Annotated in this window: 13 protein-coding genes and 1 pseudogene; 8 read left to right on the top strand and 6 right to left on the bottom strand. The window is 58.6% G+C overall.

All coding sequences use genetic code 11. From position 1 onward, the window contains the following. The first annotated feature begins 230 nt into the window (after positions 1-230). Together BQ8794_RS18595 and BQ8794_RS18590 are read left to right on the top strand one after the other, a co-directional pair. Complete coding sequence (locus BQ8794_RS18595) at positions 231-1,337, top strand: AI-2E family transporter (protein ID WP_077380050.1); 1,107 nt, start codon at positions 231-233, stop codon at positions 1,335-1,337. After that, positions 1,334-1,777: a potassium channel family protein gene (locus BQ8794_RS18590; protein ID WP_077380048.1), complete on the top strand. Its 444-nt coding sequence runs from the start codon at positions 1,334-1,336 to the stop codon at positions 1,775-1,777. Before BQ8794_RS18595 ends, BQ8794_RS18590 begins: the two co-directional genes overlap by 4 nt. A 341-nt stretch (positions 1,778-2,118) precedes the next feature. On the opposite strand, the gene BQ8794_RS18585 is transcribed toward BQ8794_RS18590, so the two are convergent. From BQ8794_RS18585 to BQ8794_RS18565, 5 genes are all read right to left on the bottom strand, one after another. Next, complete coding sequence (locus BQ8794_RS18585; RefSeq protein WP_143744610.1) at positions 2,119-2,442, bottom strand: hypothetical protein; 324 nt, start codon at positions 2,440-2,442, stop codon at positions 2,119-2,121. Positions 2,443-2,760: 318 nt separating this feature from the next. Then, on the bottom strand, positions 2,761-3,543 hold the full coding sequence (gene fabI / locus BQ8794_RS18580; RefSeq protein WP_077380044.1) for an enoyl-ACP reductase FabI: 783 nt from the start codon (positions 3,541-3,543) through the stop codon (positions 2,761-2,763). Between the two features lie 67 nt (positions 3,544-3,610). Then, positions 3,611-4,843: an acetate/propionate family kinase gene (locus BQ8794_RS18575; protein WP_077380042.1), complete on the bottom strand. Its 1,233-nt coding sequence runs from the start codon at positions 4,841-4,843 to the stop codon at positions 3,611-3,613. Positions 4,844-4,845: 2 nt separating this feature from the next. Then, on the bottom strand, positions 4,846-5,811 hold the full coding sequence (locus BQ8794_RS18570; RefSeq protein WP_167378785.1) for a phosphate acetyltransferase: 966 nt from the start codon (positions 5,809-5,811) through the stop codon (positions 4,846-4,848). A 43-nt stretch (positions 5,812-5,854) separates the two neighbouring features. Continuing rightward, a complete protein-coding gene (locus BQ8794_RS18565) occupies positions 5,855-8,101 on the bottom strand; it encodes a DUF3141 domain-containing protein (RefSeq protein WP_077380040.1) in 2,247 nt (748 codons plus the stop codon). A gap of 353 nt (positions 8,102-8,454) precedes the next feature. On the opposite strand from BQ8794_RS18565, the gene BQ8794_RS18560 reads away from it, so the two are divergent. The 5 genes and pseudogenes from BQ8794_RS18560 to BQ8794_RS18540 all read left to right on the top strand — a co-directional run bounded on the left by BQ8794_RS18560 (position 8,455) and on the right by BQ8794_RS18540 (position 18,541). Beyond that, on the top strand, positions 8,455-10,923 hold the full coding sequence (locus tag BQ8794_RS18560; protein WP_077380038.1) for a phosphoketolase family protein: 2,469 nt from the start codon (positions 8,455-8,457) through the stop codon (positions 10,921-10,923). Positions 10,924-11,006: 83 nt separating this feature from the next. Beyond that, positions 11,007-12,326, top strand: coding sequence for a glucoamylase family protein (locus BQ8794_RS18555; protein ID WP_077380036.1), 1,320 nt, complete (start codon positions 11,007-11,009; stop codon positions 12,324-12,326). Positions 12,327-12,595: 269 nt separating this feature from the next. Then, a complete protein-coding gene (locus BQ8794_RS18550) occupies positions 12,596-13,612 on the top strand; it encodes a class I fructose-bisphosphate aldolase (protein WP_077380409.1) in 1,017 nt (338 codons plus the stop codon). Positions 13,613-13,973: 361 nt separating this feature from the next. Further along, positions 13,974-14,537 (top strand): annotated as a pseudogene (locus tag BQ8794_RS18545) (histidine phosphatase family protein); the annotation flags it as partial. A gap of 86 nt (positions 14,538-14,623) precedes the next feature. Next, entirely contained in the window at positions 14,624-18,541 is a 3,918-nt protein-coding gene (locus BQ8794_RS18540) for a GH36-type glycosyl hydrolase domain-containing protein (RefSeq protein WP_077380034.1), read from the top strand. Positions 18,542-18,751: 210 nt separating this feature from the next. Here BQ8794_RS18540 and adhP read toward each other — a convergent pair whose 3' ends face one another. Continuing rightward, positions 18,752-19,777 (bottom strand): alcohol dehydrogenase AdhP, encoded by a 1,026-nt coding sequence (gene adhP, locus BQ8794_RS18535; protein WP_077380032.1) that lies wholly within the window; start codon positions 19,775-19,777, stop codon positions 18,752-18,754. 402 nt (positions 19,778-20,179) lie between these two features. Between adhP and eutB the strand changes: the two genes are divergently transcribed. Continuing rightward, complete coding sequence (gene eutB / locus BQ8794_RS18530; RefSeq protein WP_077380408.1) at positions 20,180-22,534, top strand: ethanolamine ammonia-lyase subunit EutB; 2,355 nt, start codon at positions 20,180-20,182, stop codon at positions 22,532-22,534. Positions 22,535-22,836: the final 302 nt, after the last annotated feature.

Genomic DNA, 22,836 nt, shown 5'->3' with positions numbered 1-22,836 from the left:
GCAACTTAGTCCTCAGCCGTCGCCATCGCAACGGGCACAAACGCGATGCCTAGTCCAAGGAATCCACCCATACAGCCGCGGCAGGCTGAGGCTACATCAGGTTTCTCAATGGGCCTCGCGTCTTCGCGGGCACCAGCGCCCGTCTTGCAGAAAGGCCGAAACAGGTAAATAGTCAGGCGGAGCACGGAGCTACCTGGGAAATCCAGATGGCTGGGAAGGGGGGCAGCTACATGGACCCGAACGTGACAATCCCTGAGCGCCCACCGTCGCTCTTGAGAATGCTCGACGCGGTGCTTCAGATCGCACTTGTGGCCTTACTGATCTTTGCCTGTAGCCGCATCATATTGCCCTTTACTGGCATCCTGCTCTGGTCGGTGATCCTCGCGGTGATGCTTTATCCGCTGCACCAACGCTTGGTCCTCCGGGTCGGCAATCGCTGGTCAGCGATGTTGATCGGGCTGGTCAGCGTTGCGCTGATGCTGGTGCCGTTGGTAATGGTGGTGACGTCGCTTGGATCGTCCATTCTTGCGTTCGTCTCGGGCTTGCAAGACGGCAGCCTGACCGTGCCGCCACCGCCTCCGCGGCTCGCAGACCTGCCACTGGTCGGCCAAAAGCTAACAGAGACATGGTCACTCGTGGCAACAAACATGCCTGCGGCGCTTGCCAAGTACGGCCAGCAGCTAAGCGGGATTGCAGCATGGCTGGCGTCGTTCGCGGCCGGTTTAGCCGCCGGTCAATTGTCTTTCGTACTTTCGTTCGCAGTCGCTGCCGTGCTCATCGCCTATAGCGACGGCGCTACCGAATTCGCCAGTCGCCTGTTGGAACGTATCACTGGCAGCAAGGCACAAGGCCCGCGGCTGGTTGAGATGACCGCCGCTACGATCCGCGGTGTGGCGGTCGGCGTAGTCGGCGTAGCGGTCATCCAGTCGCTGCTGATCGGGGTAGGCTTTTTCGCCATAGGTCTTTCATCGGCCGGAGTTTTGACGCTCGTGGTGCTATTGTTTGCCATCGTGCAGGTGCCGGCGGTGCTGGTAACACTTCCTGTCATAGCCTATGTTCTTGCGACCGAAGCGACCACGCCGGCGATCATCTTTTCGATCTGGACCGTCATTGCGGGGCTCAGCGACAACTTCCTCAAGCCATTGATGCTCGGCCGCGGACTTGAAGTTCCAATGCCGGTCATTCTCATTGGTGTGATTGGCGGCATGATCGCTGACGGGCTTCTCGGCCTGTTTGTGGGGCCTGTGCTCCTGGCCGTTGGCTACGTACTGCTTATGGAGTGGCTGCGGTACGACCCCATCGAGGGCAGGCCGCAAACCGACGATCCCCGGCCATGATCGCGGTTATTGCTCTCGGCTTGCTGGCGATGTTGGCATGCCTTGCACTTCAGGTGCTGGCATCGGTGTTCGCCGCCCGTTACTTCGCCCAGGCCTCGAAGCAACCGCTCGGCCCAAAGCCGTTGCGCGGGATTTTCCTGCAATTCTCGATTCTGATGGTGGTGCTCATGATCGGCAACATCGTCCAGGTTGCGTTTTGGGCATTGCTCTACAAACTGCTCGGTGCATTTGAGGACTTTGAAACGGCGATGTATTTTTCGGGCGTGACCTTCACCTCGCTCGGTTATGGTGACATCGTGCTAGATGGTCGGATGCGGCTGCTTGGGCCGCTTCAGGCTGCCAATGGTCTGATGATGTTCGGGATCACCACGGCCCTCTTCATCTCCGCTGTCCAGCAGGTCACCGCCAAATGGATCGCCGCGCAGTCAACCCGCGCGTAGGCCAATTGTCCGGCGTCAGCAAAAGGTAAGCGGTGGATCACCGATCTCGACAGTAATATCTTACTAGCTGCATACCGCCCCTGCCGTATCGGGCCGTTTCCTGGCGCGGTGTAAGATCCCTTACTGCGTGAGGAACGCAGAGGTCGACTGGCAGGCTTGGACAAGGTCGCTGGCATGCTCGAACAGCGCAACAGCCGACCAGTCGAAAATCATCCCGCGAGATCAATCCCGGAGACGTCGACGCGGACTCTCTGATGAGTATCCAGAGGGAGATGGCGCTGAAGCGCTGCCACAAGAAGTCGGAGATCAGATAGGTCGCGAAATCGCCCGGCCGGTTCCCTTCAACGATCCAGAAATGCACGAAGCGCTCCGCCAGCAATGAATGTCGCAATCCAATAGATCGCCGTCTTGAACAAGATTGGTTGGATGAGCGGGGCCCGGTCGAAGGGTTTGAGGAAGGGCATCGCGTTCGCGGGGATCACGGCCTTTCCGACGACAAGCGCCGCGACGGTGCCGAGCATGAAATTACTAACGGCCACGGCATAGTCGGCGACTAGGAGGTTCGTCGTCAGAACGATGAAGTTGAAGCCTACAAAGAAAAATTTTGTCGGCCGCAATGCTCCGCGCAACTCATACAAAATCCAAGCGCCGACGCGCCGCAGCAACTTCGAATCCGCACCCCCTTCTGCCAAAGCGTATCCACGCGTGGGCCGCAGCCGCGCCATTGGCCCGGACGCGGGCTTGGCTGAGGCGCTTGTTCGAATGCCGCCCACTGGTGCTGCGACAAGCGATGTGTGAACCGCTACCGTGTTCGCTGTTCAACACCAAAAGAAAATCAGATGGATAACTGTCGTGATCGTTTGCATACCACCTTCTGGTCCTCATCGTGTTTCGTGTCCTGACGAAACGCGGCGGATTGCTGCTTGCGGCCGGTGCGGATCCGGATCCGCCACCTTGCCCTGTGCACGAGGACGACCATGCCTCTAGTCGATGATGTGGTAGCCACCATCGACGTAGAGCGTCTCGCCAGTAATGAGGCGCGCGGCGTCGTGGGCAAGGAACGCTGTCGCCATGCCGACGTCGTCAATGCTGACAAGGCTGCGCGCTGGCGCCTTTGCTTTAGCTTTGTCGAGCAATTCATCGAACTCAGGGATCCCGGAAGCGGCTCGCGTCGCCAGCGGCCCAGGGGAAATGGCATGCACGCGAATACCCTTGGGACCGAGCTCGGCCGCCAGATAGCGCACTGCGCTTTCAAGTGCTGCTTTCGCCACGCCCATGATGTTGTAGTTTTCCACTACCATCTGGCTGCCGTAGTACGTCATCGTGAACAGCGTGCCGCCTTGTCTCATCAGCGGCTCCGCCAAATGCGCCATACGGATGAACGACCAGCAAGACACGTCCATGGTCGTGAGAAAACCTTCCCGCGGCGCATCGACCACGCGGCCCTGGAGTGTATCCTTCGGTGAGAAGGCGATCGAGTGGACGAGAAAATCGAGTTCGCCCCAGGCTTTCTCAATGCGCTCGAAGACCGCCTCTATCTGACCCGGCACACCGACGTCCAACGGCATCATGATCGGCGCTTCCAACTCCTGAGCAAGCGGTTCGACGTACTTTCTCGCCTTGTCATTCAGATAAGTGACAGCGAGCTCCGCACCCAGTGCGCGGAAAGCCTTGGCGCAGCCCCACGCGATTGATTGGTCATTCGCGATGCCAACGATGAGCCCCTTCTTGCCTTCAAGCAATTGCGCTTTTGCGACGGGAATCATGCGACGGGCCTTTCCTCCGTGGGCTTGCCGCCGGGCAAGCCTTACTTTGCGATCGACAGTAGTGGTTCTAGGGCGAACGCTCCGCACTGATACGCGTGCTTTCGCCCAGACCGTCCTTTTTGTCCGCCCCGATAAGTTCCAGTGTGAGACGCGCGATCATCAGTTCTTCGTCTGTCGGGACCGCGAACAGCGCAATACGGCTTGCCTCGCTCGAGATCACTAACTCTCCGGCTGTATTGGCGGCTTGATCCAGCTCGGCGCCAAGCCAGCCAAGTTTCTCGACTATGCGCGCCCGGATCTCGGCCGAGTTCTCGCCGATCCCTGCCGTGAATACGAAGGCGTCGAGACCACCCAGCGCTGCCGCCAACGTCCCTGCGTACAGGCCGATACGGTAAACGAAATAGTCCAATGCGAAGGCGGCGTAGGCATCATCGCTCTTCAGCAGGTCGCGAACGTCATTGCTGATTCCAGACAGCCCCTTCAGGCCGCATTCACGGTACAGCAAATCCTGCACCTGCGCCGCCGTCATGCCCTTTTCCGTAATGAGGTAGAGGATCACGCCCGGATCGATCTGTCCGCAGCGCGTTCCCATCGGTAGTCCGTCGAGCGCCGTAAATCCAAGCGTGCTTTCAACGCTGCGGCCTTCTGATAGCGCGCACATGGAGGCGCCGCTTCCGAGGTGCGCGATGATCACACGTCCGCTCGCGATATTGGGTGCAATCTCGCGCAGACGTCCGGAGACATACTCGTAGGACAGTCCGTGAAACCCGTACCGCCGCACCCCCTCCGCATAAAAGCGCTCAGGAATCGCATAGTGGTCGGCTAACGCGCTGTGGCCTCGATGGAATGCCGTGTCGAAGCAGGCAACTTGCGGCAGTTCCGGACGTCGCTCGAACAGGGCGCGGATAGGCGCCAGGTTATTCGGCTGGTGCAGCGGAGCAAGCGGGACGTAACGTTCAAGATTTCGTAGGACGTCCTCGTCCACCTGTATGGGCTCAGCATAGTCCGGCCCGCCATGAACGACGCGGTGGCCGACAGCGGTGAGTTTGAATCCCTGCGTCTTCCGCAGCCAGGTTCCCGCGACGTTTGTGGCGGCGGGAAGATCCGGGACATCGCCCGGGGAATAGGCTTGATCTACCAACGGCTTCTTGTCAGGCCCGATGGCAAGCAGTCGCGGTGATGTGCCGACGCCATCGATCTGACCCTTGACTTGCCTTTGCAGACCGCCCGACCCGTCAAATCCGAATACCTGGAACTTCAGACTCGAGGAGCCGGCATTGAGGACCAGGATCGCATCCATGGCTACGTTGCCGGCAAGGCTGCCGAGCGACGGCGCGCGTCGGCAAGGAGCACTGCGACTGCGCAGGAAGCCAGCCGCGTGCGAATGGAATCAGCCCGCGATGTGAGGATGATCGGGACGCGCGCGCCGAGCACGATGCCGGCGGCGTCCGCCTTGGCAAGGAAGGTTAGATTCTTGGCAAGCATGTTGCCGGCTTCGAGATCGGGAACCACCAGGATCTGCGCGCGCCCCGCCACGACGGACCGGATGCCCTTGATTCTAGCCGCCTCCGGGTCAATGGCGTTGTCGAAGGCGAGCGGACCATCCAGCACGCCGCCCGTGATCTGGCCGCGATCGGCCATCTTGCACAGCGCCGCGGCCTCGATGGTTGACGGTATTTTCGAGGTGACGGTTTCCACGGCGGAAAGTATAGCGACACGCGGCTCGCCGAGACCGACCTGAGTGAAGAGATCGATGGCGTTCTGGATGATGTCGCGCTTGGCGTCGAGATCGGGAAAGATATTGATCGCCGCATCGGTGATGAACAATGTCTCGGCATAGGCTGGCACATCCATCACAAACACATGGCTGATCCGCCGCGCCGTGCGCAACCCCGTTGCGGACGCGGTGACGGCCCGCATCAACTCATCGGTGTGGAGGCTGCCCTTCATCAGTAGCTCTCCCTTCGCCTCCTGGATCAGTTCAACACCCTTCGCGGCCGCGGCATCGCTGTGCGCCATGTCGACAAGCTGGAAACGACCGATGTCGAGACTGTGTTCCTCCGCCACCGCGCGGATTTTGCGGCATGGTCCCACCAGGATCGGTACGATCAGGCTTTCGTCGGCTGCCTCAACAGCGCCACGCAATGAAGTCTCGTCGCAAGGGTGCACGACGATGGTCTTCGTTGCCGGCACAAGCTTCGCGCGCGCAATCAAGCGCTCGTATTTTTCGTGAGCAGTTTCGGCTTTGTCTGAGTCAATCTGGACCAAAAGCGTGTCCTCCGAGACAGTCCTTTGAGGGCTTCCCCCGTCGCTAGGATACCTTGACCAATCGGGCTGGCTTGATCGCTTTGCCCGACAGTTCGGAAACGGCCGCCTCCGCGTCGATGCCGAACAGGCCGATAATTCGCTGCCACCGCTCCGCCGCCTCCCCGGACATGTCACCGCGTGCACTGAGCACCTCGTGGAGCGCGGCGAGGCCCTGGCGGCGTGCGTCCTCGTCCGCAGGCAGCAGATTGGGGATAGCCTTAAGCGTTGCCTCCTGATCCATGAGCAGCATCAGAAATTGCTCACGTATGAGAGCCTTGAACTCGGCCAGCGTCATCCGCAGGCCGCCGTCCTTCATAGCGCGCAGGCGGCGAATGGCAGCGAATCCCCGCTCGTCAGCGCCGCCACGCGCCGCGCCGACATAAAGCAGGGCTCGCGCCATGCATTCGCGAAGGCCGCCCGAAGAAATGCGCGACCGCAGTTCCTCGATCCGGGATTGCAGGACTTGCCAATGGAGGTGGGTTTTTCCGGCCCTCCTTTGCGGACCATAATCCGCGGGATCTATGCCGACCGCAGCCTGTAGAGCCGGCGATCCATAGACCGACAGAAATGTAGCCTCTGCCAACGCTTCGGTCATGACGCGCCACGCGTCGAGGCCCGTTTCAATCTGCCTGGATACGGTCTGCTCCAGAGCGACGAAGGGATTCTCGGCCGCGATGGGTTTGCGATCGTCCCGAACGTGATCGGCCAATGCGTTGACCCAAGTCATCAGAGGATTCGTATCCGAGAAAATTTCGTACTGAAGTCGAAGCGGGTGGAACTGCCGCAGTTGATCGGCCGCCGCCTCCGGCATAAAGGCGCGAACGAACGGCTGGGCAAACGTCCGATATTGGGCAAGGTTGATCTCGGATACTCTGGCCGCCGTGGCGAACCGGCGTTCGTCTGCCGTATCATTCCCACCCAGGGACCGTATGTCATCGAGTGTCCGCGCTTCGCAACGCATCACCCAATCACCGATGACGATGTCGGATCCCGCAGTCTCGTCAGTCTTTTCCTCAAACACCGCTTCGTATAATCCGGGCGGCAGCACATCGATGAGATCGATGTTGCTGGAGAACTCCCCGTGCTCCTTGCGGGCAACGCCCGCCGAAACGAAGATTCCCAAATGACCGACGGTTTCGTGAACCGTGTAGACGATCGTCTGTCCGTGCGAGCGGATCTCGCCCACGTCGTCGTAGAGATCGAGGATCCACCCGAGCGCCTGCTGCGGCGGTGTGATGTTGTCTCCCTTTGAACAGAACACGACGATCGGGGCCTGAATGTTGCGCAGGTCAATCGTGGCCCCGTCGGACGTTTTGATGCGGCCGGCCGCGAGGTTGTTCCCGATAAAAAGTTCGTCAACGATGAACTGGATTTCTTCAGCGTTCAGATTGACATGACCACCCCACCATCGCTCGAAACCCAGATATCGAGGCGCTTCGGTGTCGATCTTGGAATACAGATTGTATTGCTTGCTCCAAAGCGTGTTGGCCGGATTTTGGTTCTCGAAATTCTGCACCAGCCATGCGCCATCGAACTTGCCCGCGCCAAGATCGCTTGTCAGCGCCGTGAGCCAGCTGCCGCCCAACAGTCCGCCAGAGTAGCGCATCGGATTCTTGCCATGCACTCCGGCCCAGTAGGAGAGCGGAGAGCCGGCTAGGATGATCGTTCCGAAGAGTTCGGGACGCAGGGCCGCGAGCATCATCATCGCCCAACCCGCCTGGCAGTTCCCAATCACGCAGGGCTTGCCATCGGCCTGCGGATGCAGCGCGATCACTTTTTCAAGGAAGATCGCCTCCGCCAGCGCAATATCTTCGATCGTCTGTCCGGGCACGGGTTCTGGCAGGAAGCCTACGAAATAACAGGGATGCCCGGCCTTGAAAGCGACGCCTATCTCGCTGTCTGCCTTGAAGCCTCCGATCCCCGGACCATGTCCAGCGCGAGGATCAACGACGACGAATGGACGGCGGTCTTGACTGACAGTGGCGCCCGCCGGCGGAATGATGCGGACCAGAGCATAGTTGACGGGCCGGTCGAGCGTGCGCCCGTCCATCACCACCTCGGTCTCGTAATTCAGGACGTGCGGCGCCTCCTTGGCCAGATGCTCGTGATACTGGTTGGCGCGCTTCCCCATGACATCCCAGAACAGAACGCTCCGCTGTGCCGCATCGACAAGATAGTTGAGCGCCGGAGCAAAGGGGGAGAACGGGTTGGCAAAGTCGCCGCCGGCGATCTGACTTCTGCGAGCGATCATGACGTCTCCTCTGCAAACACTTGTGGAGTGGCTGATCCAGCCTAGAAGGAGCTTTTCCCAGCACGATCCCCTCTGATAGTAGGCTCGGCCTGATTAGCACCGCGGCGGGTCAATGAGAACTATGCGGTGCCGGTGATGGCAGATTTGTGACGACACCCGCGGTCCCGCCAAGGTCAGAACGCCAGGCGAAATCGCGAGCATCCTTGCCCATTTTGGTCTATACTAGCGTCCAAGTCGGCCTCGGATAAGCCGTATCGGTTCATCGTGCTCATATCCATGCCAACTGCGCAGTAACTGCGGCTTGCCAAGACCGTGTCAACGCGACCGATCCCATTCTGGAAGAGGAGCGAACGATGGCATCGATTAAGACCGCAACGAAAAAGAAAGGTCGTTCTGGCGAAATTTCGGCGGCGGCCGTTAGCGCCCTCTCGACTGACGAATTACAGGCGATGGACGCCTGCTGGCGGGCATCCAACTATCTGTCGGTTGGCCAGATCTATCTTCTCGACAACCCATTGTTGAAGGAGCCGCTGAAACGCGAGCACATCAAGCCTCGCCTGCTCGGCCACTGGGGCACGACGCCCGGTCTGAACATGCTCTATGTCCACCTAAACCGGGTCATCAAACGCGACGACCTCAACATGATCTACATCATCGGACCGGGACACGGCGGCCCTGCCCTGGTTGCTCACGCCTATCTGGAAGGTACCTACAGCGAGGTATACCCAAATATCAGCCAAGACGCGGAGGGTATGAAGAGACTGTTCAAGCAGTTCAGCTTTCCCGGTGGCATTCCCAGTCACGTTGCCCCGGAGACGCCCGGCAGCATTCATGAGGGCGGGGAACTCGGTTACGCCTTGAGCCACGCCTTTGGTGCGGCCTTCGACAACCCGGACCTGATCGTCGCCTGTGTCGTTGGCGACGGCGAAGCCGAGACCGGGCCTCTCGCGACCGGCTGGCATGGAAACAAATTCCTGAATCCGGCCCGCGATGGCTGCGTGCTGCCCATTCTTCACCTCAACGGGTACAAGATCGCCAACCCGTGCTTCTTAGCGCGCATTCCGAAGGACGAATTGCAAAAGTTTTTCGAGGGCATGGGCTATACGCCTTACTTCGTCGAGGGACACGACCCGGAGGACGTCCACCAGCAGTTGGCTGACGCGCTGGACACCGCAGTGGCGGAAATCAAACAAATCTGGGCTGATGCCCGAAACAACGGCAACCTGAAACGCCCGGCTTGGCCGATGATCGTCTTCCGCACGCCGAAGGGTTGGACTTGCCCGCCGGAAATCGACGGCAAGAAGTGTGAAGACTATTGGCGCGCCCACCAGGTTCCCATGGGCGACATGGACAAGCCGGCGCACATCCGGATTCTTGAAAAGTGGATGAAGAGCTACCGGCCTGACGACCTGTTCGATGCAGATGGCCGGTTCAATTCCAAACTGGCATCGCTGGCTCCGATGGGGCATCGCCGAATGAGCGACAATCCGCACGCCAATGGCGGTTTGAAGTTGCGCGACCTTAAGATGCCAGACTTCCGGGACTATGCAGTGGCGGTGCCCAGCCCAGGCGCAACCACGGTCGAGTCGGCACGGCTGATGGGCAAGTTTCTCCGGGATGTGATGAAATTGAATTTGGAAAGCAACAATTTCCGCCTGTTCAGCCCGGATGAAAACAACTCCAATCGTTGGCAGGACGTGTTGGAGGTTACCAACCGATGTTACATGGCCGAAATCTACCCGGAGGACGACCATTTGGCGCCAGATGGCCGCGTGATGGAGGTGCTCAGCGAACATCAGTGCCAAGGCTGGCTGGAGGGCTATCTATTAACCGGCCGGCATGGCTTCTTCTCCTGCTATGAAGCCTTCATCCACATCATCGACTCGATGTTCAACCAGCACGCCAAGTGGCTGAAGGTCTGCCACGAGATTCCCTGGCGCCGATCAATCGCATCGCTTAACTACTTCCTCAGCTCGCACGTCTGGCGCCAGGACCACAATGGCTTCAGCCATCAGGACCCGGGATTCCTCGATCATGTCGCCAATAAGAAAGCGGAAGTGATCCGGATCTATTTGCCGCCCGATGCCAACACCCTCCTGGCGGTGACCGATCACTGCCTGCGCAGTCGCAACTATGTCAATGTCGTGGTCGCCGGCAAGCAACCCGCGCCGCAATGGCTGACGATAGACCAAGCCGTCAAGCACTGCACTCAAGGTCTTGGCATTTGGGAGTGGGCCAGCAACGACAAGGGCAGCGAGCCCGACGTGGTGATGGCGTGTTGCGGCGATGTCCCGACCCTGGAGACGCTGGCTGCAGTGGCGTTGATCCGCGAGCACTTACCGGAATTAAAGGTGCGGGTGGTCAACGTGGTGAATCTGATGAAGCTGCAGCCGCCGGAAGAACATCCGCATGGCTTGCCGGGTCGCGATTTCGATGCGCTGTTTACCAAGAATAAGCCCATCATCTTTGCCTTCCACGGCTATCCCTGGCTAATCCACCGGCTGACCTATCGCCGAACCAACCACGACAACCTGCACGTCCGCGGCTACAAGGAAGAAGGCACGACCTCTACTCCCTTCGATATGGTGGTGTTGAACGACCTCGATCGTTTCCATCTGGTGGAGGACGTAATCGATCGCCTGCCGCAACTGGGCGCCCGCGCCGCTTACTTCAAGCAGGCTATTCACGAGAAGCTGATCGAACACAGACAGTACATCGAGAAGTATGGTGATGATCTGCCGGACATCAGCGGTTGGAAATGGGGCTTGATGGACAAGGGCGGCGAGTCTCGACGGACGTCAACGGAAAGCGACAATATTTGAGTTGAGCTGCAATCCAAATCAGTCTTTGAGGCGAACATGCCCGATGCCCCGGTAAACCTCGGTTAACGGAGCACTTACGCGCTATGCCCGACACGCTGTCGACGGATGCCGAGCTTGATCGGTTGCCGACCGATCAAGACCTGGCGCGATTGCAGTTCTCGACATTGCTGTACTATCTGCATGAGACGAACCCCGACAACGGGCTGGTACGCGACAAGACGGAACCGAATGCTCCGGCAAGCATCGCCGCAATCGGCATGGCGCTCGCGACAATTCCCGTCATTGTAGAACGAGGAATTCTTATCCGCGAATTCGCGGCAAAGATCGCCCGCAAACGATTGCGATACTTGACGGATTGTCCGCAGGGACCGGAGCCAAACACATCTGGTTACAAAGGCTTCTTCTATCATTTTCTGGATATCGAGACGGGTCGCCGCGTTTGGCAGTGCGAGTTGTCCACGATCGATTCCGCGTTCCTGTTTGCAGGCGCCCTAACCGTTGCTACCTATTTCGATCGCGACACTCCGGATGAAGCGGAAATCCGCCACCTCGCTACTACGCTGTATGAGCGTGCCGACTGGAACTGGGCCTGCAATGGCGGTCTTTCGCTGACGCATGGCTGGCGCCCGGAAAGCGGATTCATCCCGCATCGGTGGCGGGGTTACGATGAGGGCTTGCTACTCTACATCCTCGGCCTTGGCTCGCCGACCCACCCGTTGCACCCGCAGAGCTATGCCGCCTACACCGCAACCTACGAATGGAAGAAAATCTACGGCCGCGAGCTGCTTTATTCAGGCCCGCTCTTTACTCATCAGCTGTCGCACATGTGGGTGGACTTTCGCGGCATCCGCGATGCGTTCATGCGTCACCACGACAGCGACTATTTCGAGAACAGCCGGCAAGCAACTTTCGTGCAGCAGGAGTATGCAATTCGAAACCCGATGGAGTTCGCCGGCTATGGCCAACATTGCTGGGGGTTCACGGCCTGCGACGGGCCGGGCTGGATCACGCGATCGGTCAATGGCCTTGAGCGGCAGTTCTTCGATTACATTGCCCGCGGCGCTCCGTTCGGGCCCGACGACGGGACGGTCGCACCTTGGGTTGTCATAGCCTCGCTGCCATTCGCGCCAGAGATCGTTATCCCCACTGCCCGCAATTTTGCCCGGATGAATCTCGGCATGACACGGCTTTACGGATTCAAACCGTCCTTCAATCCGTCATTCACGATAGAAGATAGTCCCACGGGATGGTGGGTGTCCCCGTACCACTTTGGGATCGACCAGGGACCGGTCGTGCTTATGATCGAAAACTACCGGACTGGCTTGCTCTGGAACCTCATGCGCCGCTGTTCGCCGGTGGTAGAGGGATTGCGTCGAGCAGGTTTCGCGGGAGGATGGCTGTAGCGCTGTAGGACAACATCAGGGCATGCGAGCACACTGAGCTGTCGGGTGCAGGGAGCGAGGCACACTTCAGCAGCGACCGGACTGCCGCCAACACGGTTGAGGCAGGCAATCCTGTTTGGGAAACCCGCTGACTTGTTGCGACATTCTTTCTCGTACTCTTGATCTCATCTGATCTTGCGCCACATAATTTCTTGCTCGGATAAAGGGTGCACGAGTACGACGGAGAGCAAACGGGAGGGTACGACGGAGAGCAAACGGGAGGGCCCACGATGAACCACGATCTGGGGAGCATCGCAGCGGCGTTAGTCGCCGAGGGGAAGGGTATTTTGGCGGCGGACGAGACCGTGCCCACATTGACCAAGCGGTTCGATGCGCTCGGAATCCATTCCACCGAGCAAAGCCGGCGCACCTACCGTGAAATGCTCTTCACCTCCACGGGCGCGGCCGAGTTCATCAGCGGCGTCATCATGCACGACGAGACCATCCGCCAGAAGAGTTCCGGCGGGACGCCGTTCACTCAGGTCCTCTCCAGCCAGGGGATCCTGCCCGGGATCAAGGTTGACACAGGCGCGAAGCCGCTTGCCGGCTCTCCCGAGGAGACAGTCACCGAAGGGCTCGACGGGCTCCGGGATCGCCTCTCCGAATACCGCGGCATGGGCGCCCGCTTCGCGAAGTGGCGGGCAGTCATACGCATTGCGGAGACGCTGCCGAGCGCCGCGTGCGTGAGTGCCAACGCACACGCCTTAGGGCGGTACGCCGCGCTTTGCCAGGAGCAGCAACTCGTGCCAATCGTTGAACCGGAGGTGTTGATGGAGGGATCGCACACGATCGAGCGCTGCGAGGATGTCACTGGCGTGGTCCTTCACGCCGTGTTCCGTGCCCTGTTCGAACAGCGTGTCGTGCTGGAGTTCATGCTGCTCAAGCCCAACATGGTGATCGCGGGTGAGGACTACTCTCGTCCGGTTCCCTTGCGGGACGTCGCAGGCGCCACGCTCCGCTGCTTGCGCCGGCACGTGCCCGCGGCGGTCCCCGGCATCGTGTTCCTGTCGGGTGGTCAGAACGACCGGGTGGCCACCGCCCACCTCAAGGCGATCAACCAACTGCCCGGGCCAAAGCCTTGGAAGATCAGTTTCTCCTACGGGCGCGCACTCCAGGATCCGGCGCTGGAGGCGTGGCATGGACGCGACGAGGAGCTGAAGATGGGCCAACAGGCCCTTTACCACCGGGCTCGCTGTAACGGCGCGGCTAGTCTTGGGACGTACACCGATGAGATGGAGGCGGCATAGGTGGGCTTTGGTAGTCCGCCGCATCACGACCAGCCGGGCGGTGGAGTATGGGCACAAGCCGCACTACCTCGAGGGAGCGAAGCTGAACGAGATGCCCCCATGCCTTTAGATATGTCCGTCGTGAACGACCTGACCCGCTTCCATGGGCCAGGCGACGTCATCGACCGGTTGCCGCGGCTGGCAGCTTGAGCCGCTTACTTCAAGCAGGCCATCCGTCACGATCTGATCGAGCACAGGGGGTACATCGCATTACACGGCGGCGACCTGACCGAAATCGCGGGCGGAGTGTCGGGACAAGCAACGGCCTTGGGAGCGCTGCGATCGACGGCGGCTGACAGCGTCTAAGCCAGGAGAGCTGGACGTGAACGTATTCGTGATCAGGCATGGGGAGACCGAGTGGAGCCTGAGCGGGCAACACACAGGTACAACAGATCTCCCCTTGACCGACAACGGACGACGACAGGCAGAACGGACGCGTCCGGTGTTGGCGCGGCAGACGTTTGCGCTCGTTCTCGTAAGCCCACTACAGCGCGCACGGGAGACTTGTGAGTTGGTGGGTCTCGGCGCCGGCGCCATCGTCGACCCAAGCTTGATCGAGTGGGACTACGGCGAATACGAGGGGCTGACGCCCCAGCAAATCCAGGCGAAAAGACCGGGCTGGTTGATTTTCCGGGATGGATGCCCGGGGGGCGAGACGCCGAGGCAAGTTGGCGCGCGTGTGGATCAAGTCGTGACGCGGGCGCGGGCTGCGAACGGCGACGTTGCTCTGTTCGCGCATGGGCACGTGCTGCGCGTGCTTGCGGCGCGTTGGATCGGGCTTCCACCGCGAGCCGGACAACATTTTCTTCTGAATACCGGTACGTGGAGCGTTCTCACTTACTATCGGGAGATACCCGCAGTAAGGATCTGGAATGGACATGTCGCCGATGAGGCCGCGGGAAAGTTGTCGGCGGTGGTTGCAGTGACGATTGCCTTCGAAGCCGGTGTCGTCGTTTGAGTGGGAAAACGTTGATGGCAAAATCAATTCACGGCGATAGCGCGCCCGAGCCGACGAGACACAGTAGCGCTCCTGAATCGATGGATCCGGCCCCCACCGTCGCTTTGCTCTCTAACGGTCGCTACAGTGTCATGCTCACTGCTACAGGAGCCGGTTGGGGCACATGGAAGGACCTTGACGTTACCCGGTGGCGAGAGGATGTCACCCGCGATTGTTGGGGCCAGTTTTGCTACGTCCGAGACCAGGCGGACAACACTCCATGGTCCATCGGCAAGCAACCACTTTTCCGACCTCATAATATCTACACGCATACGTTTCATGGAGACAGGGCCGAGTTTCGCTGTCGAGCCGAAGACATCGAAATTTCCTGGAAAGTATGCGTCGCACCAGATGTCGACGCAGAAGTGCGGGCACTTACGATTGTCAACCATGGCAGGAAGGCACGAACCCTCGAACTAACCAGCTATTCCGAGATCTGTCTGAACAATCGCCGCGCGGACAGAGCACATCCGACGTTTGCCAAGCTCTTCGTGGAAACGCAGTACGACGAGGCGACCGGCGCCTTGTTTGCGCGTCGCAGGCCGCGCGATGCGAAAGAAAAACCGATCTGGGCGGTTCATGTTTCGTCGTCGAGTCAACAGGTCGGCCAAGTGGTCGAGTATGAGACTGATCGACGCAAATTCCTTGGACGCGGCCGCACGGCAGAAAATCCCACCATATTTGACGCGGGGGCAGCTCTATCCGGCACGACCGGCCCGGTTCTCGATCCCGTCTTCTGCCTGCGAAGGACGGTCCATCTGGAAGCGGGTGATACGGCGCGCGTAGCCTTTGTGACGGGCGCCGGCGACAACCATCAGGCGGTCCGCGCGATCGCAGAGCGATTCTCAAGTATCGATGCCGTCGATAAGACGTTCCGCGAGGCATCGGAAACTTATCAAGCTGAGCTTCACGACCTAAAGCTGACTCTCGACAAGGTCTCTTTGTTTAATCGCTTGGTTGGAAGTATCGCATTTGCAAATCCGGCTTTGCGGCAGGCGACGGCGTTCAAGAAAAATCACTTCTTCGATCGCGCAGCTCTTTGGTCGCACGGGATATCCGGTGACCTTCCGATCGTGCTGGTTCGCATCGAAGGCAACGGGGATAAGACGCTCGTTCGCGAAGTGACAAAGGGGCACGGGTTTATCCGCCGCAGAGGTTTGCAATTTGACCTTGTGTTGCTTGATACACGCGGCGCCAGTAGCGCAAAGCAATTGGTCAAGAGACTGCAAGCCGGAAAGGCAGCCGAAACGCTAGGCAAACCAGGAGGAATCTTCGTCTTGTCGGCGGGCACGGCCTCAGACGATCAAATCACAGCGATCGCCGCCGCTGCGCGCGTCATCCTTTCAAGCAACTCTGGTTCACTGGCCAATCAGCTTGATCGACCATACGCAGTTGAAGTTGAAACGCCTCCGGGTCGAATATCCGCGGCTCGAGCGGGCGAGACACTCACGCGCCCTGCTGCGATCCCGCCCAAGGATTTGTTGTATTGGAACGGTTTCGGGGGCTTCGCCCCTGACGGGCGCGAGTACGTCATTGTGGTCGACGGCGTCAATTCGCAAGCGCCGTCCCTGCCGCCGGCGCCTTGGAGCAACGTCATCGCAAACCCGAGATTTGGCTGCCTGACGACTGAAGCCGGGCTTGGGTACACTTGGTCGGGCAACAGCCAGATGAACCGGCTGACGCCTTGGTCGAATGACCCGGTTTCAGATACACCTGGTGAGGTCGTCTACTTGCGGGACGAAGAAACCGGAGAGATCTGGACGCCAACGCCCTTGCCACTGGGACATCGAGCCGTCGTGACCGTTCACCATGGCCAAGGCTACAGCCGGTATGAAAGTATCAGCCGAGCTTTGGATCACAAGTTGACGGTGTATGTCCCGCCTAACGGTGAGATCAAGATCGTGCATCTCGAATTGACGAACGATGACTCTCGACCTCGCCAAATATCGGCAACATATTTCGCCGAGTGGGTTCTGGGGACACATCGTGAAGACGCTGCGATGCAAGTCGTCTGCGAACGCGATGTCGAATCGGGAGCCATCGTGGCGCACAACGCATGGGGCGGTGATTTTGCCGGGAAACTGGCGTTCGTGGCCGCCAGTCAGGTTGCGAGTTCAGCCACTTCCGATCGCGCGGAGTTTCTTGGCAAATACGGCTCGGTGTCTCGGCCCGCTGCATTGCAGCGGACCAGTCTGGCAGAAAGATTCGGAACCCTGGAAGATCCCTGCGCCGCGCTGATGGTGGACATTTTGTTAGAGCCTGGCGACACCAAGGACGTTATTTTTGTTCTTGGACAAGCTGCCGGCCTCGAGCAGGTCCGCCGACTTGTTCGCGAACATGCAGACGTCGACCGCGCTCGCGAAAGTTTCGCCGCTTTATCTCGTCAGTGGGACGACATCCTAAATGCAACGCAGGTCTCAACGCCGGACATTGGCTTCAATCTGATGATGAACCGGTGGCTGCTTTATCAGGTCCTGTCTTGTCGCGTTTGGGCGCGCTCTGGCTTTTACCAGTCGGGGGGCGCGTACGGCTTTCGCGACCAACTTCAGGACGTCATGGCGTTGGTCCACTGCGCGCCGAACGAAACCCGCTCACACATCCTGCGAGCGGCGGCACGGCAGTTTGAGGAAGGTGACGTTCAGCACTGGTGGCATCCTCCGTCCGGCATTGGCGTGCGAACGCGCATGACCGACGATCTATATTTCCTTCCCTTTGTCGTTCACCACTATGTTTCGACAACCGGCGACATCGGTTTGCTCGATGAGCAGATTCCGTTCATTAGGTCCCCCCTCCTGAAGAAGGACCAGGACGAGGACTTCAACCGGCCGGACACCAGCGAACAAATCGCTGCAATCTATGAGCACTGCATTCGAGCCCTGGAACACGGGTTCCGTCTAGGCCGCCACGGCTTGCCGCTCATGGGAACGGGCGACTGGAACGACGGCATGAACAAGGTCGGCGCGGAGGGCAGGGGTGAAAGCGTCTGGAACGGGTGGTTCTTTCTTACAGTCCTGAAGTCGTTTGCCACGATTTCGGCCGCTCGTGGGGATGAGAGCTGCGCCGCGTGGTGCCGCGAAAGAGCCGAAACCTTGCGCGTGGCCTTGGAAGCCAACGCCTGGGACGGTACTTGGTATCGCCGAGCCTATTTCGACGATGGCACTCCGCTCGGGTCGTCGCTCAACGATGAATGTCAGATCGATGCCATTCCACAGGCTTGGGCTGTCATTTCCGGCGAGGCCGATGTGGAACGTGCTTCAACGGCAATGCACGCGGTTCACGAAAGGCTTGTGCGACAGGAGGACAAGCTGATTGCGCTATTCGAGCCCCCATTTGACAATGGCCCACTGCAACCTGGCTACATCAAGGGTTATGTTCCCGGTATCCGCGAGAATGGCGGCCAGTACACCCATGCAGCCGCGTGGGTTGTTTGGGCCACAGCCTTGCAGGGCGATGGTGATCGCGCCATGCATCTGTGGAACTTGATCAATCCGATTTGCCACGGAGCGACGAGAGATCAGGTCGAACGCTACATGGTAGAGCCATATGTGGTCAGCGCCGACGTGTATGGCGCGCCGCCGCATACGGGACGTGGTGGTTGGACATGGTACACGGGTTCAGCCAGCTGGTTATATCGAGCAGGGCTGGAGGCTATTCTTGGCCTTCGACGGGACGGTCCCATCCTTCGGTTTGAGCCGTGCGTTCCTACACGCTGGCCGGATTATGGGTTAAGCTACAGGTACGGATCGGCGTTGTACCGGATCCGTTTCGACAACTCAAAGAGTGTCGGCCGGGGAGTGCAATCCGTAATGATGGACGGGAGTCTTTTGACTGACGGAAATGTGCCACTCACTGACGACGGGCTCACGCACGACGTCCGCGTCGTAATTGGTTAGATTGTTACAAGTCAGGCCAGCTACAATCGATTGGCGTCGATATCGGCAAGGAGGTCTTTCACATTGTCGGCTTTGATACCGATGAAAAGATCACCTTCCGCCGATAAAGCGTCTGGCCTCGTCGATACCTAGAAGAAGCTACCGCCGCTTCGAACAGATGCGTTCCCAGTTGAAATAATTTCGAAGCGTTTGCGGCGCGTGTATATCCGATCAGTGAAGCCGCATCACTATCCTGCCGTCTATCTTGCCCTGTTCCATCCGGTGGAAGATATCGTTGATGTTCTCAAGATCTTCCCATGAGAAATGGGATGCCACCTTGCCGTCCGCCGCAAACTGCAGCGACTCTTCCAGATCTTGACGCGTACCAACGATCGAACCGCGCACCGTGATGCGTTTCAGGACGGTTTCGAAGACCGGCAGCGCGATCTTCCCTGGCGGGAGGCCGACGAGAGACATCGTTCCCTTCGACCTCATGAACCCGAACGCCTGTTCCATCGCCTGCGGAGAAACCGCCGTGACGAGGGTTCCGTGAACACCGCCTGTCGCCTTCTGAACCTGCTCGACGGCATCCTTGTCCTTTCCGTTGACGGTAACGTCGGCGCCAAGCTGTTTCGCCAAGGCCAGCTTGTCGTCGAAAATATCTGCCGCAACGACATGCATGCCCATCGCCTTGGCGTATTGGACCGCCATATGTCCCAACCCGCCTACGCCTGAGACTGCTACCCACTCGCCAGGACGAACCTCGGTTTCCTTGAGACCCTTATAGACGGTCACCCCGGCACAAAGCAGAGGCGCCGCCGGCCCGAATTCGAGGCTGTCCGGCAAGCTTCCGACGAAGTCGGGATCTGCCAGGCCGAACTCGGCGAAGGTTCCGTTCACCGAATATCCAGTGTTGGACTGAGATGCACAGAGGGTTTCCCAGCCGGTGCGACAATAGGGGCAGTAGCCGCACGCGGTGTGAAGCCACGGGACTCCAACCCGATCACCTTCCTTGACTCGCTTGACACCCTGTCCGACCGCGGAGACAAAACCGACCCCTTCATGTCCCGGTATGAATGGTAGTGTCGGCTTCACCGGCCAGTCCCCGCTTGCGGCATGAAGGTCCGTGTGACAGACGCCCGTCGCTTCGTATTTCACCAGGATTTGACCCGGGCCAGGAGTTGGGATCTCCATCTCCTCAATGACCAGAGGCGCGCGAAATTCCCGAACGATCGCTGCTTTCATATGACGTGCCATGTTGCTTCTCCCGTTGTGTCTTTGAAGGGAATGCAGCCAAGGTTTCGTCCCGCGACGGGCATCATGCTCGATAAGGCTCAAGCTTCCAAAATGGATCGAACTTTATAGGTCTTTAAGGTACGATAAACCGGTTGGGCTGGTTGGACAACTGGGATTGGCGTGATGAGGTGCGAGGCACTTATCAAGCGTTGGCGCGGTTGCAGAGTTCGACCCCACGCTGCAGCCCTGGAACATCGCCCGAGCCGAATTGGTGAAGCTATGCAATCCATCTTTCCGGAGACTGCCGTTCCGAAGCTAGAATCCAAGAATGCTTTCAGTTCCAGACCTCAGTCAGCCATTGACGCGGTCGCCGCGCGCGCGAAACCGCTGATCGCCCTGGTCCTTTGCAACAAGGAGATAGCCATGAATAAGAGCTTACCCTCGAAGGAGAATGAAGGGGTTTCGAGAAGAGAACTGCTCTTAATGGTGGGAGCAGCTGCTGGGGCCCTTGCAAGCTACAGCGATGCTGCCAAGGCGGCACCCGGCCAAGCAAACATTGCGATCGACCAGGTCCAGCCGGGAGAAGACGTCTTTGCGTATATCAACAGGGTCAAAGGGGACTTTGATCAAACAGTTTACCAGCAAGTGATTGGCGCTGCGAATGACTTCAAGGAAGGAGATCAGACCATTGGAGTGGGCGCTGTGGATGAGGCAACACGGAAAAATGCCCGCGCCCTTTTGACAAATACGAAGATCGGGGATCTCCACCAGTACCCATTGCTCGAGGACGACCTTCAACGATTGATATGGCAAACCACCGACCAGGCCCAGTACGCAAAGGTCAAAGATTGGACCATGGGCCAATTGAAAGATTTTCTCCTGACTGAGCCAGAGGCGACGATTAAGGGCGTAATGCACGGACTCACCAGCGACACGATCGGCTGTGTCCCGAAACTGATGAGTAATGAAGAGCTGATCGCCCTGAGTCAGAAAATCTTCAATGTGTTGCCGGGCACCAATATGGGCGCAAAGGGATACATGGGTGCACGAATCCAGCCCAATTCTCCTACAGATCATCCCGATGACGTGGTTTGGCAGGTCTTCGACGCGTTCTCCTATGCAACGGGCGACATTGTCATCGGGACAAACCCCGTCGACAGCACGGTCAACAGCGTCGTGGGCGTTGAACGGGCGCTTAGGGACATCGTCAATACCTTCAAGCTGGACGACGTGATCCCTTGGTGTGTGCTTGCGCATATCGACGTGCAGGCAGAGGTAAGCGAAATGTATCCTGGAACAGTTGCCACGATGTTCCAGAGCCTTGCTGGAACAGATGACTGCAACAAGATCTTTGATATCACGAATGAGACAATACTGAAGTATGCAAGCGCGAAGAAAGGGGAAAGATATGGCCTCTACTTCGAAACTGGGCAGGGCTCCGAATTTACAAATGGCGCGGCAAACGGCGTCGATATGATGGTACTGGAGTCCCGAAAATACGGCTTCAGCAGGGCGGTTGGAATTGAACTCGCAAAGGTGCAGCCCAGGGGGCCGTGGCTTCATGTCAACGATGTTGCCGGATTCATTGGTCCGGAGGTATTCAAGAGCCGCGAACAACTGGTGAGGTGCTGCCTCGAAGATATGGTCATGGGCAAACTCCACGGACAGACGATCGGCCTGGATATCTGCACGACCCTACACATGACGGTCAGCCTTGAAGACTTGGATTGGTGCCAGGACCAGATAATGCCTGCCAATCCTGTTTACCTGATTGCGCTGCCCACCAAAAGCGACCCGATGTTGAGCTATCTCACGACGTCCTTCCAGGATCACGTCCGGTTGAGGGAAAAATTCGGGTTCAAAGTCAATGACGCGATGTGGGATTTCTACAAGCGGATCGGGATTGTTGATCAGAACAACAATTACACCACGAACTATGGCGATCCTCTCTGGGTGTACTACCAGTACCGCCTCGCGAAGGGCGAAAAGCGGCCTAAGGACGTGGTCTACGCGGAAGGCAGGCAGAAGATTGAGGAGGTTGAAGGGAGAGGCGTCGACCTCGCTATTGGGCACGGCGAGAATATCTGGGATCTGAACCCAAAGCTCGCAGCCAAAGTGAAGGGATTATACGATGACGCCAAGCAGTCTCTCTGGGCCGAATTAACGCCCGAGTTTGTCGCTGCCATACCCGATGTGGTGCCGGTCCGCACACTATCCAAAGACCGCAATGACTATATAGCTCACCCGAATACAGGTGAAACACTAAGCCCGGAAGCGATTGCAGAAATTGAAAGAATAAGGGATTCTTGGGGCGACGACTTGCCGAAAGGCCAGATCGTTATCTCGGATGGCCTAAACGCCAAAGCCATCATGGACGAGGGACATCTAGCACCCTATCTCGAAGAGATGCGCAGGTTGCTTGCCGACGCCAATGTCCCGATGAGCGACAAGAACATCCTGGTTACAAGCGGAAGGGTCCGGGCCGGTTATCGGATCGGCGAGGTGCTCTTTCAGAACGCAGATCCCAAGAGTTTCAGAGGGATTCTTCACATCATCGGCGAACGGCCGGGAACTACACACCATGCCTACTCGGTATACATTACTGTAGCCAACGGCAAGCAATGGTCCGAAAAGAAAATAGACCATGACATTACAAAACTGGTGAGTAATATTGCAGATACAGCCCTGCCGCCCAAGGAGGCTGCACGGGAAACCCTAACGATTATCAGGGAAGTCGTTGGCAAGCGTGTGAGCGGCAGCCGACGTTTTGCGACATAGTTTGCGGGCTTGGTGATGTCCTTGGGCGGGACGACGTGTGATCTACGTTAGGGCTCCGTGGGCATCATGATCGAACTCGTCGATCCCGGCACCCTTCCAGAAGGGCCAATTGCGGCAACGCGGCGAAATCCGCCAATGGAGTAGCAGAGGCAAGCTATTGGGTGAGTATGCAGTAGACTTCGGAAGGGAAACGCCGCGACGGCACAGCCATTGAACGCGCTTCAATTGGGCCATTTGATTCTCAGGCGCTGACGTGAAAATACCGGAGCGTTCTTTGCGACGCTCCGGTATCTAACAGAAAA

Origin of the sequence: Mesorhizobium prunaredense (genome assembly GCF_900156895.1) — a bacterium.
Lineage (GTDB): Bacteria > Pseudomonadota > Alphaproteobacteria > Rhizobiales > Rhizobiaceae > Mesorhizobium > Mesorhizobium prunaredense.
The sequence above is the reverse complement of the archived record's forward strand: the minus strand, read 5'-3'. Positions and strand labels throughout refer to the sequence as shown.

Coding starts and splice junctions, on each gene's coding strand:
- adhP (WP_077380032.1), bottom strand. CDS start 19,777: ATGGCACGTCATATGAAAGCAGCGATCGTTCGGGAATTTCGCGCGCCT.
- BQ8794_RS18555 (WP_077380036.1), top strand. CDS start 11,007: ATGCCCGACACGCTGTCGACGGATGCCGAGCTTGATCGGTTGCCGACC.
- BQ8794_RS18575 (WP_077380042.1), bottom strand. CDS start 4,843: ATGGATGCGATCCTGGTCCTCAATGCCGGCTCCTCGAGTCTGAAGTTC.
- BQ8794_RS18560 (WP_077380038.1), top strand. CDS start 8,455: ATGGCATCGATTAAGACCGCAACGAAAAAGAAAGGTCGTTCTGGCGAA.
- eutB (WP_077380408.1), top strand. CDS start 20,180: ATGAATAAGAGCTTACCCTCGAAGGAGAATGAAGGGGTTTCGAGAAGA.
- fabI (WP_077380044.1), bottom strand. CDS start 3,543: ATGATTCCCGTCGCAAAAGCGCAATTGCTTGAAGGCAAGAAGGGGCTC.
- BQ8794_RS18595 (WP_077380050.1), top strand. CDS start 231: ATGGACCCGAACGTGACAATCCCTGAGCGCCCACCGTCGCTCTTGAGA.
- BQ8794_RS18540 (WP_077380034.1), top strand. CDS start 14,624: ATGGCAAAATCAATTCACGGCGATAGCGCGCCCGAGCCGACGAGACAC.
- BQ8794_RS18565 (WP_077380040.1), bottom strand. CDS start 8,101: ATGATCGCTCGCAGAAGTCAGATCGCCGGCGGCGACTTTGCCAACCCG.
- BQ8794_RS18550 (WP_077380409.1), top strand. CDS start 12,596: ATGAACCACGATCTGGGGAGCATCGCAGCGGCGTTAGTCGCCGAGGGG.
- BQ8794_RS18590 (WP_077380048.1), top strand. CDS start 1,334: ATGATCGCGGTTATTGCTCTCGGCTTGCTGGCGATGTTGGCATGCCTT.